Source organism: Leptodesmis sp. (assembly GCF_052746595.1).
Genome location: NZ_JBRAGO010000095.1, coordinates 1 through 17,371, shown reverse-complemented (window position 1 = coordinate 17,371; position 17,371 = coordinate 1). Strand labels below are relative to the sequence as shown.

The 17,371-nt window shown below is 49.3% G+C and carries 11 protein-coding genes and 2 pseudogenes; 6 read left to right on the top strand and 7 right to left on the bottom strand.

The window, feature by feature from the left end; all coding sequences use genetic code 11:
- From ACUVQO_RS18070 to ACUVQO_RS18060, 3 genes and pseudogenes are all read left to right on the top strand, one after another.
- Nucleotides 1–756, top strand: a pseudogene (locus ACUVQO_RS18070) (transposase); the annotation flags it as partial.
- Nucleotides 757–1,199: 443 nt separating this feature from the next.
- Nucleotides 1,200–1,850, top strand: a complete 651-nt coding sequence (locus ACUVQO_RS18065) for a helix-turn-helix domain-containing protein (protein ID WP_445927226.1) — start codon at nt 1,200–1,202, stop codon at nt 1,848–1,850.
- Nucleotides 1,851–2,003: 153 nt separating this feature from the next.
- Nucleotides 2,004–3,140 carry a VIT1/CCC1 transporter family protein gene (locus ACUVQO_RS18060; protein WP_445927225.1) on the top strand — a complete coding sequence of 379 codons (1,137 nt, stop codon included), beginning with the start codon at nt 2,004–2,006 and terminating at the stop codon, nt 3,138–3,140.
- A gap of 93 nt (nt 3,141–3,233) precedes the next feature.
- On the opposite strand, the gene ACUVQO_RS18055 is transcribed toward ACUVQO_RS18060, so the two are convergent.
- Complete coding sequence (locus ACUVQO_RS18055) at nt 3,234–3,728, bottom strand: universal stress protein (RefSeq protein ID WP_445927224.1); 495 nt, start codon at nt 3,726–3,728, stop codon at nt 3,234–3,236.
- Between the two features lie 141 nt (nt 3,729–3,869).
- Nucleotides 3,870–4,364 (bottom strand): putative PEP-binding protein, encoded by a 495-nt coding sequence (locus ACUVQO_RS18050; RefSeq protein WP_445927223.1) that lies wholly within the window; start codon nt 4,362–4,364, stop codon nt 3,870–3,872.
- Nucleotides 4,365–4,530: 166 nt separating this feature from the next.
- Between ACUVQO_RS18050 and ACUVQO_RS18045 the strand changes: the two genes are divergently transcribed.
- On the top strand, nt 4,531–8,091 hold the full coding sequence (locus tag ACUVQO_RS18045) for a DNA polymerase III subunit alpha (RefSeq protein WP_445927222.1): 3,561 nt from the start codon (nt 4,531–4,533) through the stop codon (nt 8,089–8,091).
- A gap of 54 nt (nt 8,092–8,145) precedes the next feature.
- Here ACUVQO_RS18045 and ACUVQO_RS18040 read toward each other — a convergent pair whose 3' ends face one another.
- Genes ACUVQO_RS18040 through ACUVQO_RS18030 form a run of 3 tightly spaced genes read right to left on the bottom strand, consistent with a single transcriptional unit; the run spans nt 8,146 to nt 11,760 of the window.
- Complete coding sequence (locus ACUVQO_RS18040) at nt 8,146–8,991, bottom strand: SPFH domain-containing protein (protein ID WP_445927221.1); 846 nt, start codon at nt 8,989–8,991, stop codon at nt 8,146–8,148.
- Between the two features lie 59 nt (nt 8,992–9,050).
- Complete coding sequence (locus ACUVQO_RS18035; RefSeq protein ID WP_445927220.1) at nt 9,051–10,160, bottom strand: type IV pilin-like G/H family protein; 1,110 nt, start codon at nt 10,158–10,160, stop codon at nt 9,051–9,053.
- A 37-nt stretch (nt 10,161–10,197) separates the two neighbouring features.
- A complete protein-coding gene (locus tag ACUVQO_RS18030) occupies nt 10,198–11,760 on the bottom strand; it encodes a phytoene desaturase family protein (protein ID WP_445927219.1) in 1,563 nt (520 codons plus the stop codon).
- A 535-nt stretch (nt 11,761–12,295) separates the two neighbouring features.
- On the opposite strand from ACUVQO_RS18030, the gene ACUVQO_RS18025 reads away from it, so the two are divergent.
- Complete coding sequence (locus ACUVQO_RS18025; RefSeq protein ID WP_445927218.1) at nt 12,296–12,436, top strand: transposase family protein; 141 nt, start codon at nt 12,296–12,298, stop codon at nt 12,434–12,436.
- Nucleotides 12,437–12,924: 488 nt separating this feature from the next.
- Nucleotides 12,925–13,530 carry a hypothetical protein gene (locus tag ACUVQO_RS18020; protein WP_445927217.1) on the top strand — a complete coding sequence of 202 codons (606 nt, stop codon included), beginning with the start codon at nt 12,925–12,927 and terminating at the stop codon, nt 13,528–13,530.
- A 275-nt stretch (nt 13,531–13,805) separates the two neighbouring features.
- Here the strand turns inward: ACUVQO_RS18020 and ACUVQO_RS18015 are convergent.
- Together ACUVQO_RS18015 and ACUVQO_RS18010 are read right to left on the bottom strand one after the other, a co-directional pair.
- Nucleotides 13,806–14,674, bottom strand: a pseudogene (locus ACUVQO_RS18015) (CAP domain-containing protein).
- An 876-nt stretch (nt 14,675–15,550) separates the two neighbouring features.
- On the bottom strand, nt 15,551–17,077 hold the full coding sequence (locus tag ACUVQO_RS18010) for a YifB family Mg chelatase-like AAA ATPase (protein ID WP_445927227.1): 1,527 nt from the start codon (nt 17,075–17,077) through the stop codon (nt 15,551–15,553).
- Nucleotides 17,078–17,371: the final 294 nt, after the last annotated feature.

The window sequence follows — 17,371 nt, the reverse complement described above, 5'->3', positions numbered from 1 at the left end:
TTGAGGTGTACAAGCCGAGAGAACGACTCAAGCCTGGAGAGGTCTACCAGACGAAACCGCAAATTGCTGCCACGATGATACGTCAGTTGCTTGCAATGGGATTCCAGTTTGAGCTGGTGTTAGCCGATAGTTTGTATGGTGAGAGTGACTGTAACTTCATTTCAACACTGGTTGCGCTCCAGTTGCCCTACATTGTTGCGATTCGCTCGAATCACGGGGGCTGGTTGCCGCAAGACCAAGAGGTAACGGCAGAACCTTGGCAAAAGTTCACCCGCACCTTTAGCAATGGCGAAACCGAAGTGCGCTATCGCCGCGAAATTATCTATGGCACTCGTCGCAGTGTGCGTTACTGGGAGTTGACCACCGACCCAGAAACATTACCGGACAATTCAACCATGTTTGTGATGAGTAATGCGCCTGCAAGCAAGCTCGATGAAATTGGCGATGCGTAATGAGTGCGTTCACAATGGTCAGTTTGTTTGCTGATGTCTTCAATCGAGAGTATCCTTTATCTGGGCAAGTCTTCACGCAGCATCCCTGGTGGGACAACCAGCGGGGGTGGAAAAATCTGCTGAATAATTTGCGTTTGGTGATTGAACTGTGGATTGCCTTTCACCACCTCAAGCAGTGGTTAACTGTGTTTTTCATTCCCACCCTGGAGCAGGGATTCGTCCAATTGATTGAGCGAATGCAGCAGTTTACTGCCCGGTTATTCATGATCTACTTCTACGTTGCATCTTATTTAACTCTGCTTAAACGATGGAAGAGGAATAAACTCAATGATCATCAGTTGGATGGGCAAGCTTGGCGTGCCTATACAAATCAGCCAGAATAAACAGATGGAACATTTCCCTTTGTCCATCCTATTTCGCTTAAATAGTGATGATGTCTTTCTGAAACTCAAGCAACCACTAGAAACATTTAGCATTCATCGATTTTATAGCGATGGTTGGGGATCTGATGAATGACATTTAGATTTAGAGCAGCATCAAGCAGACAAAGCAAACACTCAAAAGATCGAATGGAAATATTTACTCCTAAGAACCCAAATTAAGTGATTAACTCATAGAACAATTTGTCTCTCAAATCTGAAGTAGTTCATAATATTGTCATTGATTTATACATCAATCCTCATGAATTTGAGGTATCGGTACAAGAGATACTATCAACAGATGCAAAACATGATCCTTTATTGCAGCATGATTTCCTCTAATTCCAATAATCGTTTACGCCAACTCATGCAACAGGTTGGTCTGACCAGTTATAAAGCGTTGAGTGAAGCTACGGGGGTGTCGGAAAAGCAAATCAGAAAATTGCGTCGAGGACAGATTGCTCAAATGCGAGTGGAGACGCTGGAGAAGTTGGGCCGGGTGTTGCAGGTATCAGTGGGAGAGTTGGTAGGGCTGGGGGATTGGGAATTGGGGATTGAGGAGCAGGAGGTAGTATCTAGGCGGGATGAAGTGGGGGAACTAAGGCGAGAGTACGATCGCCTCCAAGCTCAACTGCTACAACAACGGCAGGAACTCTGGCAGGAATTTCAACAATCGAGTGTGCAGGTGTTAGAGTCTTTGCTGTTACAACTCCCGACAGCAGCTTATGCAGCTCAACAAAATCCTCAGGCTCCAGCAGTGAAGCTTTTACCATTATTACGTCCGCTTGAAACATTATTGCACCATTGGGGCATTGAGGCGATCGCAACCGTCGGGTCTGAAGTTCCCTACGACCCGCAACAGCATCAACTCATGGAAGGTACAGCAGCCGTAGGAGATCGGGTACGAGTGCGATACACGGGCTATCGCCAGGGAGACAAGTTACTTTATCGGGCGAAAGTCAGTCCTGTAGTGTCGTAAGCGCTAGAACGAATTTTGATTTCTCCAGTAACATTACGGCAGTGAAGGGATGAAGAGATAACGAGAGGGCAAAATAACGATCACCTCCTCACCCTCACATCCAATCCTCCTCTCACCCTCGCATTAGCCTATCAGCGTAACCGGAGAACAGCCATGCAGCCATCCCGCACCTCTGATATCAGTCGTTATCTGGAAAACTGGCAGGACGAGATTGAAAGCGCCTTTCTCTACCGCACCTTAGCCAAGACTGAGAAACAACCCGCCCTAGCTGAGGTTTATCGGAAACTGGCGGCAACGGAGGAGTCTCACGCTCAGTTTTGGCGAGATAAGTTGGTGAATGCAGGCTATCCAGTACCTCGCAAACGAATTGGCTGGCGAACCCGAGTGCTGGCTAAGTTAGCGACTTGGTTTGGCCCCCAGTTTGTGTTGCCAACGATTAATGCAATGGAGCAGGTGGATAGTCATAGCTACGACATGCAGCCTGATGCTCAAGATACACTACTGCCTGTAGAAGAACGATCGCATGCCCGATTACTGAATGCGATCGCCAGCCCGACAGGTCAGGGGATGGATGGAGGAACGATCGCCCAGATTGAAGGTCGGCACCGGGCGACAGGGGGCAATACATTACGGGCGGCAGTGCTGGGAGCGAATGATGGCCTGCTGTCTAACCTGAGTTTAGTAATGGGGGTTGCTGGAGCAGATCTGGCCGGAAATTCGATCCTGGTAACGGGAATGGCAGGGCTGCTGGCGGGCGCTTGTTCAATGGCTTTAGGTGAATGGATTTCGGTACAAAGTTCTCGCGAATTATACGATCGCCAAATTCGGATTGAACGGCGGGAAGTGGAAGAAGTACCCGAAGAAGAGGAAGAAGAACTGGCATTGATTTATGAGGCAAAAGGATTACCTGAAGCTCAAGCTCGTTCTCTGGCTGCTCGGATTATGGCGAACAAAGCAACGGCTCTAGACACCCTGACCCGCGAAGAGTTGGGAATTGACCCGGAGGAACTCGGTGGTTCGGCCTGGGTCGCTGCTATTACCTCCTTTTGCCTGTTTGCAGTAGGCGCGATCGTTCCGGTCGCTCCCTTTTTCTTCTTGAAAGGAAGCTTAGCAGTGATTATGAGTTTGCTATGCAGTGGTCTGGCATTGTTCGCGATCGGTGCCGGTATCACATTACTAACAGGCCGCAGTGTCCTCTTTTCTGGCTTTCGTCAAGTCATTTTTGGTTTTGCCGCCGCCGGCATTACCTATAGTTTGGGACGATTATTGGGAGTTTCGATCGGAGGTTGAGACCCCAGTCAGCCTTCGCCAGACGGCTAGCGGGTGGCAGCAGTGTATGTAACTCCTGCCACACCTGAGAAACTTTTACTTGGAGGCTGGCGCTTATTCACCCTCCACTTCTACCCCCTGAATGGTCAGTACGGAACAAGGGGCATGATGCAGCACATAGTTACTGACACTCCCTAAGAAAAATTCTTTCAATCCCGTATGGCCCCGCCGCCCCAGGATAATCAGATCGGCTTCCCAAGTATCAGCAAGGGTGCAAATCTTGCGGCCCGGATCGCCAGGGCTTTGAGTAAATTCAGCAGCTACCCCAGCGGCAGAAACTTCTTTCGCTAGCTTTTGCAGGAACTCCAGTCCCTGCCGTTCATACACCTCCCACTGCTGGGTATAGGCTCGGATGGCTTCCTCATGTAAACCGGGGTAAACACTATCTGGTCCTAGATATACGGGAGTCGGATAGTCTTCATCCATGGGAGACAGTACATGCAACAGCATAATCGTGCCGCCCGATAGCTTGGCCAGATCGATCGCTTCATGAACCAGCGTGTCATCAGTCATGCTCGGGGAAACAGCAACAAGGATTTTCTTGAACATAGTATTTTGAGGAATTGGGAATTAGGGAGTAGGAATTAGGCGTTGTTCTTGGAGCCAGGTATCGGAGTTTAAGTTGCTAATTTTCAGCCTTTCACCCCCCTAAACCCTAAGCCCTAACCCCTAATTCCTTTCGCCTTTAGATTATCTCTCAGCTTCGGCGATTTCGAGGATCGTCTTTAACACAGAATCCGGATTGAGGCTGATCGAGTTGATACCCTGTTCGACCAGGAAGCGGGCGAATTCGGGATAGTCGCTGGGAGCCTGACCACAGATGCCGATTTTGCGATCGTAGGCTCTGGCTGTGGTGATGGCGTATTGCACCATACGTTTCACAGTGGTATTGCGTTTGTCAAACAGGTGAGAGACTTGGGCAGAGTCGCGATCGAGTCCTAGAGTTAATTGGGTCAAGTCGTTGGAGCCAATAGAGAAGCCGTCAAAGATTTCACTGAATTCATCGGCCAGGATGACATTGCTGGGCAGTTCACACATAACGTAGATCTGTAAGCCGTTTTCACCCCGTTTGAGGCCGTTCTTTTCCATTTCCGCTATCACCCGCCGACCTTCATCTGGAGTACGGCAGAAGGGAATCATCAAAATCACATTGCTGAGGCCCATGTCCTCCCGAACGCGCTTCATCGCCTGACCTATCCTAAATCTAGGTTGGATTTTGGCTGCCTGCTCAAGTTGCATCTAGATATGGAGTGCCTGTTCCAGGAAAAACATTCAAAACACCAAATCTAGTAGCCAAGTTCCCAACGATCGCGTACCCTTAGTCTCAGCCGTATCATAGGTTTGAGTCCTTATGTCTTTTGTGGGTCTGCATATTCACAGTGACTATAGTTTGCTAGATGGGGCCAGTCAGCTTCCAGAACTGATCGATCGCGCCGTAGAGTTGGGAATGCCTGCGATCGCCCTCACGGATCATGGGGTGATGTATGGGGCGATCGAGCTGCTGAAGGTGTGCAAGAACAAAGGCGGGGTGATCAAACCAATCATCGGCAACGAGATGTATGTGATTAACGGCGATATTACCAAACAGGAGCGTCGTCCTCGTTACCATCAGGTTGTATTGGCAAAGAATACCCTAGGCTACAAGAATCTGGTGAAGCTAACCACCATTTCCAACCTGAAGGGGATTCAGGGCAAGGGCATCTTTTCCCGTCCTTGTATTAACAAGGAATTGCTGGAGCAATATCACGAAGGCTTGATTGTTACTTCCGCCTGTTTGGGTGGGGAAGTGCCGCAGGCAATTTTGCAGGGCAGACCAGAAGTAGCCCGTCGGGTGGCGCAGTGGTACAAGGATTTGTTTAGCGAGGACTATTACCTGGAACTTCAGGATCACGGGTCGCCGGAAGACCGGATTGTGAATGTAGAACTGGTGAACATTGCCCGAGAACTGGATATTCAAATCATTTGCACCAATGATTCCCACTACATTTCCTGTTATGACGTAGAAGCTCATGACGCGCTGTTGTGTATTCAAACCGGGAAACTGATTACGGAAGATAAGCGGCTGCGGTACAGCGGCACGGAATACCTGAAATCGGCAGACGAAATGCGCTTGCTGTTTCGCGATCACTTAACAGCAGACGTGATTGAGGAAGCGATCGCCAATACCCTGTCTGTCGCGGAAAAAATCGAAAGCTACGACATTCTGGGCGAACCTCGAATTCCTAACTATCCCATTCCCGAAGGCATGACTGCCGATGAATACATGGCTGAAGTCGCCTGGGAAGGATTGCTGAAACGACACAAATGTTCCTCCCGTGACGAAATCAAACCGGAGTACCGCGATCGCCTGGAATACGAACTCCAGATGATGCAGCAGATGGGATTTGCGACCTACTTCCTCGTCGTGTGGGATTACATCAAGTTCGCCCGCGATCGCGGCATTCCTGTGGGGCCAGGTCGGGGATCAGCCGCCGGATCGCTGGTGGCCTATGCAATGGGCATCACCAATATTGATCCAGTGCATCATGGTTTGCTATTTGAACGCTTCCTGAATCCCGAACGGAAGTCGATGCCGGATATTGACACGGACTTTTGTATCGATCGCCGGGATGAAGTGATCCAATATGTCACCGAGAAATACGGTACCGAGCGGGTGGCGCAGATTATTACTTATAACCGGATGACCTCCCGTGCCGTGTTGAAAGATGTGGCGCGGGTGCTGAATGTGCCCTATGGGGAATCCGATCGCATGACGAAAATGATTCCCGTGGTGCGCGGCAAACCCACCAAGCTAAAGGTGATGATTTCCGATGACACACCTGCCCCGGAATTTAAAGAGAAATACGACAAGAATCTCACGGTTCCGGGGACAGAACCCGCTGTCACCTATCGCCGCTGGATCGACATGGCAATGCGAATTGAAGGCACGAACAAGAGTGTGGGGATTCACGCGGCAGGGGTGGTGATTTCCGCCCAACCACTAGATGAAATTGTGCCCCTCCAGCGTAACGAGGATGGAGCCGTCTTTACCCAGTACTTCATGGAAGATATTGAGTCTCTAGGGCTACTGAAGATGGACTTCTTGGGACTGAAAAACCTGACGATGATTCAGAAAGCGTTGGAACTGATTCAGCAAAATCGAGGACTGGCACTGGATCTCGATCGCCTGCCCCTGGATGACCCCGCAACCTACAAGCTATTGGCTCGCGGCGAACTAGAAGGCGTGTTCCAGTTGGAGTCTTCCGGGATGCGGCAAATTGTCCGCGATCTGAAGCCATCTGGCCTGGAAGATATTTCCTCCGTCCTGGCCCTCTACCGTCCGGGACCGCTGGATGCGGGACTGATTCCCAAATTCATCAACCGCAAACACGGGCGAGAAAAGATCGATTATGCCCATGAGATTCTCAAGCCCATCCTGAATGAGACCTACGGCATCATGGTCTATCAGGAACAGATCATGAAAATCGCGCAGGATATGGCCGGGTACTCATTGGGACAAGCCGATCTACTGCGGCGGGCAATGGGGAAGAAAAAGAAATCGGAAATGGAAAAGCACCAGGAAATATTTGTCTCTGGTGCTAAGGAACGGGGCGTGGAGAAGAAAGTCGCCACCGATTTGTTTGATCAAATGATCAAATTTGCCGAGTACTGCTTTAACAAATCTCACTCCTGCGCCTACGGCTATGTCACCTATCAAACTGCCTACCTGAAAGCCAATTATCCCGTTGAGTACATGGCTGCCTTGCTGACGGCCAACAGTGGCGATCAGGACAAGGTACAGAAATATATTGCTACCTGCATCTCAATGGGCATTCAGGTGCAACCCCCAGATATTAATCGCTCCGGTGTGGACTTCACTCCCACAGGTAACAGCATTTTGTTCGGTCTATCGGCAGTCCGCAATGTCGGGATGGGCGCGATCGAAGCCATTCTGCTGGTACGAGAAGAGGGCGGCCCCTTTAAATCCCTGGCTGACCTGTGTGCACGGGTGGCCTGCTCCGAGAACGCTCGCGTCGATGCCCGCGCCCTCAACCGTCGCGCATTGGAAGCCCTGATCTACTGCGGAGCCTTTGACCAACTGGAACCCAACCGCAACCAGTCTCTCCACGACCTGGAACTGGTACTGGACTGGGCCCAATCCCGCGCCCGCGATCGCGCCAGTGGTCAGGGCAATTTGTTCGATTTACTGGCCAGTACTCCTTCGGTTCAGGAATCTGCCGCCAGTTTCGATGCGGCCCCCAAAGCTCCTGTTGTACCCGATCTTCCCCAACAGCAACGGCTGCAAATGGAAAAGGAAACTCTCGGCTTTTACATCTCGGATCATCCCTTACGTTCCATTCGCGAAGCCGCCCGCATTCTGGCTCCCATTAACCTCAGCGATATCGGGGATTATTCAGAAGGAGCAACGGTCAGTGCGATCGCCCTGATCTCCTCTGTGAAACCTGTTGTCACTAAGAAGGGCGATCGCATGGCGATTCTGCAACTGGAAGATCTCACCGGACAGACGGAAGCAGTGGTCTTTCCCAAATCCTACGAACGAGTGCAGCAACACATCCAGCCTGATCTGCGGGTAATGATCTGGGGCAAAGTCGATCGCCGGGATGACCAGACCCAATTCATCGTGGAGGACATCGAACCCGTGGAAGCCGTCTACATGGTGATGGTGGAACTAGATCCCAAAGTCGCCAGCGACATCGAGCAACAACACCGTCTCCGCAATGTGCTATTGCAAAATAAAGGCGAGGACGATCGCGCTAAAGTGCCTGTCGTGGCGATCGTCAAAAACCAGGAAAAACGCCACTTCGTCCGCTTTGGTTCCCAATTCCGTGTTCAGAACCATCAGGCCACCGTCAACGCCCTTACCAAAGCCGGATTTCAGGCTAGAGCTTCATCCCTTGTTGGTGGAGCTTAATTGATATGTGGATGTGGGTGGTAACCTCGAGATCAGCAGCAAAGGTTTATGGCATCAAGAGTGCTGCGGAGGTTCGTTGGACTGAAAGGATTTGGGGTTAAAGGGGACCTCCGGATTAAACGGTTGAGCTTTGGTATCGTTAGCAGGTTTGCTTTCAGCCCAGCGCCGTGCCACATTAATAAAATCGGACGGCATCATAATTATCGTCGTCGTGTTGTTCTCGGCTCCAATCTCAGTGAGCATTTGTAAGCGACGCAATTCCAGGGCCGAAGGGTTAGCACTGATATTTTGGGAGGCTTCCGCCAGTTTAAGAGAAGCCTCTTGCTCTGCGGTGGCTTTAATTAGACGAGCACGCTTTTCCCGAATCGCTTCGGCTTCTTTGGCCATCGCTCGTTGCATTCCCGTAGGAATTTCCACATCCTTCATTTCCACTCGCTCAATCACAATTCCCCAGGGTTCAGTGATTTCATCCACAATTTCCTGCACCCGGATATTGATCTTGTCGCGGTTCTGCAATACGTCATCCAAAATGTTCTGGCCTACAACATTTCTTAAAGTGGTAAGTGCCACTTGATAGACTGCAGCTTCGTAATTCTCAACCCGGTTAATGGCTTTAGCAGGATCCAGAATTCGGTAGTAGAGTACAGCATTAACGCGAATGGTTACACTATCAGCCGTGACAGTTTCCTGTGGCTCGATATTGACCGTTTTGGTTCGCACATCCAACTGCACCTTCTGATCAATCCAGGGCAGGATGAAATATAACCCTGGCCCTCGCACTCCCTTCAGGCGACCTAACCGGAAGATGACACCACGTTGATATTCGCGATCGAGCTTGATTCCCTTACTGACAGACAAAATAATGAAAACGGCTACGAGGCTAGCAATTACACTTCCCATGGGTTCGGCCTCATCCTATTTACATACTCATTCTAGGCATGTTCTAAAGGTACTGAGGACTAATGCACTGCACTAGAATCCGCTGGACATTGGATTGGCCCGTCTAAAGCCTGGGGCAAAACGGGAGCCACGGTAGACGGTTGGTTGGTTTCGCAGACGATCGCGCTGGTCGGCCAATCAGGTGTAGAGGCTCTCGTCAAGACGACAGTTCCGGCATAACTTTTCAAATTATCGGATTTGGGAATAGCGGTGACTACTGCCTGAGTATCGTTAGGCAGGATGAGCTTATAGGTGTAACCGGAACCCTGGGAAATTAAGGCTGCAGAGCGCTCTAATTCTTCCAGACTGGTAGCAAAGCGATTATTTTGCTTATAAAAATTTTGTTGCGCCTTGTTCATCTGCAGCAGGTAATTCCTGACGTAGGCCTGCTGGCTCTCAACCGACTGTTTGCCGCCCATCAAGGAATTACCGCTGGGAACAGTTGATACGTCTGCAGACACCTGAGACTCGCTGTGAGTTTGAGAGTAAATCAGGATGGCTACCGTACCGCCGATCGCAAAGGCTCCCAGCCCGACTACAGCCGCCAGCACATAGCGATTACCGTGTTGCACTTGATAAGCCAGCTTCTGCAGGTAGAACTGCCAGCGATTTTTAGGCCGCTTCACACCCTTTTTAGGCATTCGGGGAGGGCCAACTGGAGCTACAGCCTGTGCCAGTGCTTGCTCCGGCTCCGGCGGCACGGGAGGTTCCTCGACAGCCACAGCCACCGGCTGGAAGTTTTGAGCAAACGTGGGTAAGGCGGGTTCACCGGCAGGCTGCGGCACTTTGATGGTCGGAGGAACAGCGACTCGCGGAGTGGGAACTGGAGTCGGAGCGCCTAACTGAAATCCATCCATCCAGATGGGTGTTTTCTCGCCCGTTTTTTGCGCATAGAGCTTGACCTGATCAATGGGAATGGCTCCCAGATTGGTTAACCCCGTTCGGGCAAAAGTAACCAGGGCAGACTGGCTGAGGGGTTCTGCGGATGAAAACAGAATGTGCAGGCACCGATCTTGCAAGGACGCTTTGACCGTTACTCCCTTAGGTTGTAATACCACATTCATTAAGGATGCGATCGCCTGTGGATTGCCCTGCTTGGCAAGTCCCAATACATCAGACTGAGTCATCATAGATTCCTTAGCCAGCCTCAACAGTAAAAAGTTTCTATCAAGATACTCCTAATTTCTCAGATGGGTGCAAACTTTTTCTCCAGGCGGATTGCCCGGTCATCAACTCCACAACATCCATGCCATTCCCAATCACTCCTGGCACACTAGGATAGCCTGCCGAGGCTCCTACCAGGAACAAATTCGGTAGTTCCGTGACGTATCCCAGGCGGTTCAGGCCCACTTGCTGGGGAATCAATTTAGCTCCATAGATATTCCCCTGGGGCTGCCCCAGATAGAATTCACTGGTGGTTGGCGTGCCGTAGACCTTCATTCGAGCATAGGTGTTCACGTCAGGGATTAAATCCTGCACGCTGGTCATAATCTGTCGATAGACCTCCCGTTTCTTCGCCTTGTATGCCTTCGGATCGGTCTGGCTCAACTGGTGGAACGGCTCATAGGGACAAACAGTGGCAATTTCCAGAACATGATGCCCTGCCGGAGCCATGCCCGGTTCCCTGGATTTCATGGTCGGGCAGGACAGGAAAATCCAGGGTCGGCTCAAATCACCCTCTAACTGGCGCTGGTACTCCTGGTTCAGGTTGCCCGTCGGATAGTACCAGACATTCCAGTTACCAATTCCGTACCGTTGTGGATCAAAGCGGCTATCCAGTCCGAGGTAGATATTGAAGGCACTGGCCGAATACTCATAGCCCGTCAACCGCTGCCGTTCCCGATGGCTCAAAGCATCGTCCTGGTGCATTAACTGAACTGTCAGTTTTGGATCCAGATCGCTGACGTAAGCATGACGAGCTGTATAAGTTTCCCCTCCCGCCTGGATGCTCTGAACGCGATGATTTTCAACCTGAATGTGTTCGACCGGAGTGGACAGCTTGACCACGCTTCCACCCTCGGTGATCGCGGCAACGATCGTGTCTACAAAGTGTTTGAAGTGATGGGTCGGATAATAAGCCCCTTCGGAATAGTCCCAGACGAGGGAGGTATGGGTCAGCAGGGCAATTTCCGCAGGTGGCAGAGCATAGTCACCGCTTTGTCCCGCTAATATCCCCTGCAGTTTCAAGGAAAGGCCCGCTTCCTCATAGAGATCCTGTAAGGTCCAGTTGCGTTTCAGGAACAGATGCCAGTATTTGGGCAGTTTCAGCCAGTCTGTCCACTTCTGGTGATACCAGCGAACTTCTCGCACCAGATTGTGGATGTCTTGATGCAGGTGCTTAATTTCGTCGCAGTAACGGTTGATGGCTGGAGCTTCTTCGGGATAGGTGGCCAGCAGGCGATCGCGCAGGTTCTCCCAACCAAGAGGAATTCGGAAATCAGCATAGGGAGTGATGACGCGATCGATGCAATCAGGATCCAGGCTATTGAAGGCAACATCCCGTTCGATGTAATTTAAGAACTGGGAAATAGTTTGACCGGGGCCGCACTGGGAAATGTAATGCACATCGGCACAGAAGCGGTATTCCCCATAATCAAAGGTGTGGCAGCAGCCTCCCGGCAGATAGTGCTTTTCTAAAACCAGCACTCGATAGCCCTGGCGGGTTAAACAAGCGGCGGCTGACAAACCACCTAATCCAGCCCCTAAAATCACATAATCAAAAACTTCCATCTAAGCTTCCTCCACATTTTATTCAGTCAGTGGACTTGATACTTGAATGAGATATGAAATTGGAAACAGAAAAATAAATTGGAAAGCAACCTTCAGGCAGAAGATTTTATTTAATTCAGTTAATCAAAATAAAGATAGATCGATTCAAGTTAGCCTTCCAGAATACAAATTTTCAGGTGAACTATGTCCACTCCTCAGGTTCCCTTTGCTGAAGTGATATAACCTTTACTCTATCTTGAGCCTACCAAATCTATTAAGATGCATTTCTCCTGGTTGAATAATCTTTGCGTTTCTCAATCTGAATTTACGTTTTGCTCATATCCACAAATTAATAGACTTGTCGGGAAATAAGGGAGAATAGAGAGCAGTCATGGGTCGGGTAGATGCTGAACATTAAGCGGGTGCTGAAAGAAGACCGCTTGCTGCGAACCTTAACTGGCTTGAACCGAAAGGCATTTGAAGAGCTACTGGCCCCGTTCAGTTCCCTGATAGCATCGAAGCGTTTTTAGAGCAATTTCCAGACGTTAAACGGGTGATGCTTGATGGAACAGAGCGTCCGATTCAACGACCACAAGAGACTGAGGCTCAGAAGGCAAACTATTCAGGGAAGAAGAAATGTCATACTCGCAAACATCTAGCAGCTGTCGATGAAAAACCAAGCGAGTCTTGGTTCTGACCCAATCGCGGCCAGGAAAATTGTATGATAAACGGTTTCATGATGAGGACGATATTGCCGGTGCGATTCCTGAGGCGATTGCTATTGAAGTTGATTTAGCTTTTTAGGCTTGCAAAAGGAGTATGACAACATTCACTTGCTGTAGTCAAGCGTTACAACGCTGTGAGTGCGATTTATCGAAATCGAAAAGCGGGATTTGATGACCATTTAATGCTGACAGCAGCAGGATTATGGAACTTTTACCTGATTGCAGCTTAGGAAGAACAACTCAAAAGCTTCTGTTAGCTAACTTCGTTCTTATTTCCCGACAGTTCTATTGTTAAATTCATTCTATGAAAAATTTGCTAAAGCCACCAGTCAGTTATAGCCCGTATGGCTTGGGTTGAACCTTATCAAACTGCGTATGTCAGCTATTTAACAGCGCGATCTCATTTTATTAACAAACGTAAATTTGCATAAATACTTATAGCACTCCGGGAAATATTGAAGTGGACGGGGGCCATCCCTTTCTCACGCAAAAGCTTTGTAAGTTAATTCAGTCTGAACCTGTCATTCCTGCCGATTCAGAAGCCGCCTGGGTAGAACGGTTAGTCAACAAATATATGGTGAGTAATTGGGAATATCAGGATAAAGCACTCCACTTGAAGCCCATACGCGATCGCCTGCTGAGAAAGGAAGACCAAATCAACCGCATTCTGGAATGTTATCAAACTGTATTGCAAGGCAAGACTTTAGCCCATGAGGATAGCCGCGAACGCCTGGAATTGCGACTGTCTGGCCTGATTACTCCGATCGACGGCAAATTGCAGGTCAGCAATCGCATCTATGCTTGCGTGTTTAATCAAACGTGGCTGAATGAAGTGCTGGCAAGCCAGCGACCTTACGGTTCTGCCTTATTAGCGTGGCAGGACTCCCAACAGGATCAAATCCATTTAGTGCGAGATGAGGATCTAGAAGCTGCTCAACGGTGGGCTGAAGATAATCAGGAACAGTTCAATGAGAACGATCGCCAGTTTTTAGGAGCCAGCCTGAATCACCAGATTACCACCAAAGCCGAAGCGGAAGCTGATCGCATCTTGTTCGCCGCTTACTGACAGGCAGAGCAGATTGTGGTTTGGGCGATCGTCGTTCTTATCGCATCCTTAATTCTAGGAATTTTGAGCATTCACCCATAGGGGCGCAGCACTTGGCAGAAAATTTTTGGCTTGATTCGAAGACTTTGCCCAAATGCTACGCCCTTACTCACAGAGTCTAACGGTTCAAAATACAACTCAGAATCAAGAAAAACCATCACCACACACAGTAAATGAATTACCTGTGCGAGTGATAGCTTATCCGGAGTCATTGGCTGCATCGATCGCCAATGGCTTTAGGCAGGGAGATACGTTGCAGGATTGGTGTCACCGCTGCCGAAATTTTGCGTCCAGTAGTTAGTGTAGTTGACGCTGCCCGTGTCATTAGCCAGATGATAGTAGCCAACACCCAATTCGGTGAACCTGGGGTTCAGCATATTGGCTCGATGCCCTGGACTGTTGACCATCCCTGCACCACCTGTTCCGGGGTAGCATAGCCTGCTGCAATATTTTCACCCCAGGTATTCGATACATAGCCAACCTGCCTCATGCGATCGCCCGCACTGAAACCATCACTTCCGGTATGGCTAAAGTAATCCCGCAACGCCATATCGGTGGAATGGTTAAGGGCAGCCGCATTTAACTCTGCATTCAACTGGAGCGGAGCCACTCCATTTTGTACCCAAAACTGATTGGTCAACTCCAGAACCCGTTGCACAAAATCTGACATTGGCGCTGGGGCGGGGATAGGAGTTGGGGTGGGAGTCGGCGTTGGTGTGGGAGTGACATCGGCCAAGTTCAGCGTGTAGTTGGTGTTGCCGATGGATTGATAGACACGCACGTAATAAGTACCTGGATTCAGCGGGCGGTTGATTATTTCATTGGCAGTCCCTGCACGATTAGATGTGTTGAGTATAGAACCATTACTCCCTAACAGTTGCACACCGGCATTTGCACTTATGCCGCTGAGAGTGAGGTTAAAATTTGTCACTTGGCTGACTGCAAAACGGTAGTAATCATTGCGATCGCTACTGCCCACAAAATCTGCACGAGTGATGGGAGTTTTGCTTAATGATCCCAGATCCAGCGCAGAACCTAATGTATTTTCTGGATCCGTTGTTACTGGCGACGAAGCAGCACTAACTCTCAGAGAATTGTCTGACATGAGTGGATCTCTGAGCATTGAACGATTTGTAGTCAGAAACCCATTGGATACATCCGTTGTTAAAGGTGATGATCCAGTAAATTGAACATTGGATGATTAGGAAAACATAATGGTAATTTCTCCTTGGTGAGTGCTTGAGTGCAGCTACCCCGACGAGAATAGCCATGAATTTAGCAGCAGCGAGTGAACCCAGCCCCATCCTGTAATCCGGAAAAACCAGGCTAGGCGATCGCTGAAAAACTTTTACATCACCAGGATTCTGTGCCGTGTTAAATCGCCCAATGGCATTTTGACTAACTGAGTGCTGCAAAACATCCAGCCTCGTCGAGGATCACGCTGCTAAGAATAGTGGACTAAATAATCTGTGTAGATTGAGTTGAGGTGCACAACCCAACATTTTCTGAACGTTGGGTTCCATACTTCAACCCACCCTGCGCCAGCGAAATTATTTATCCACTGTTGGTTTACTACTACTCTGTTGAATTATTTGAGAAACACCCTGATTCAGAGCATGAGGCAGAAACCCTAATTCTTTGGTAGACCCCCTAATTGCCAAGCTGTCAGCTACGTTACAAGGTTACAAGGTGCACATTAGCGTTGTAGATTAGCGTTAGACGGTTTCTCAGTTGTCTACCTGACACACGATCACCCCTTTCATTGACCATTCAACTTTCCTTAAAAAAGCCAATTTTCAACGAAAAATCGCCAATCAAGGGCAATCCTACTTTTAGTCAAACCTTGCTCGATCCAGCAAAGATTTTTTGAAAACTCAAATAAATTTCTGAATTGCAGATTGGAAATTTACACCGTTGTCCATACAGATTGTGGCAGTTTTCCCCTTGGCTTCCTTTCCCTAACAACAAAAAGATTGTTTTGTTATTGCATGCGATCGATCGTTCGATATTGAATCGCTTCGGCAATATGCTGTGGCTGCAAAGCTTCGTCTCCAGCTAAATCCGCAATGGTACGGGAAACCTTCAAAATGCGATCGCTGGCCCGTACTGATAATCCCAATTTACGAATTGCCGCCTCCAGTAAATTGCGTCCGGCCTCATCCAGGGGACACCACTGGCGTAAGTTGCGGGCTTGCATTTCGGCATTACAGCGGAGGTTAGTTCCTTTAAATCGTTCCTGAGCAATCGCTCGTGCCGCCTGTACTCGTTCCCGGACAGTGGCCGATCCTTCCCCGTTCGGTTGCTGGGTAATCTCTTCTGGCTTCAGGCGATTGACAGCGACTTGCAGATCAATTCGATCCATTAACGGGCCAGAGAGTCGTGCCCAGTATTGTTCTCGCGATCGAGGGGTGCAGGTGCAGGGTTGTACCGTATCCCCATAAAAGCCGCAGGGACAGGGATTAGTACTGGCAACCAGAGTAAATTGAGCCGGAAAAATCACAGACTGTCGGGTTCTGGAGATCGTGACATGGCCATCTTCCAGCGGTTGCCGCAAAAATTCCAGCACATCTCGTTTAAATTCTGTTAATTCGTCAAGGAATAAAATGCCTCTATGAGCCAGAGAAATCTCGCCAGGACGGGGAAAACTGCCACCGCCGACCAAGGAAGGGCCAGAAGCAGAGTGATGGGGACTGCGAAACGGTCGGGTGGCGACCAGAGAGCCTTTATCCTTCAGCAATCCGGCAACCGAGTAAATTTGTGTCACCTCCAGCGCCTCTTCAAAGGTGAGTTCTGGCATGATCGAGGGCAAGCGACGGGCCAGCATGGTTTTACCGCTGCCTGGTGGCCCGACAAAGATTAAGTTATGTCCTCCTGCGGCGGCAATTTCCAGGGCACGACGAGCATGAGACTGACCTTTGACATCCTGCAAATCGGGGCCACTGTATCGGTTCCGCTCTAATTCTTCGATGCCGTTAACATGAGCAGCTTGGTACTGACTGGGAGCGCGAAGAAATTCACCGACTTCCGATAGGTGCTGGAAACCAAACACCGATAAGCCTTTAACCACGGCAGCTTCTCGGACGTTGTGAGATGGAACGACAAGTCCTTTGATACCCATGTGTTTAGCGGCAGCGGCGATCGCTAGCACGCCTGCCACGGGACGCAAACTTCCATCCAAACTTAGTTCGCCCAAAAACAGGAACTCATCCAGCAAATCTACATTTACCTGTTCGGAAGCAGCCAACACCCCAATGCTGATCGGCAAGTCAAAACTGGGGCCTTCTTTTCGGAGATCGGCAGGCGTTAAGTTAACTACGACTTTTCGCAGGGGGAATAGATACCCAGCATTCTTGACCGCTGCTCTGACTCGCTCTTTCGATTCCTGTACTTCCTGCGATGGTAAACCGACCACGACAATTCCGGGTAGTCCGCCTGCAATATCGACTTCCACCCCTACCTTAACAGCATCAATGCCAACAACCGATGCACTCCAGACCCTTGAAAGCATATTTTTCTTGCGATCGCTGCTCATCCAAGATGCCCAAAATTGTGCTCTGCGCAACACTCATTTACCTGATCGGCATGACTCAGATTTTCTACAGCCTTGAACTCAAGCAAAAAAAGCATACCTTGATAGAAAGTTGAATGAATATTAGTGTAGCTTTTGAATTTCTGAAAATACATCTTAGTGATGAATTGCTGAAAATACGTCTTAGTGATATAATTTTAACATTTGTTTACAATATTCTCTATGAGTGCTTTTGAGATATAGAGTTGAGTTTATTTAGGTTTTCAGTATCAA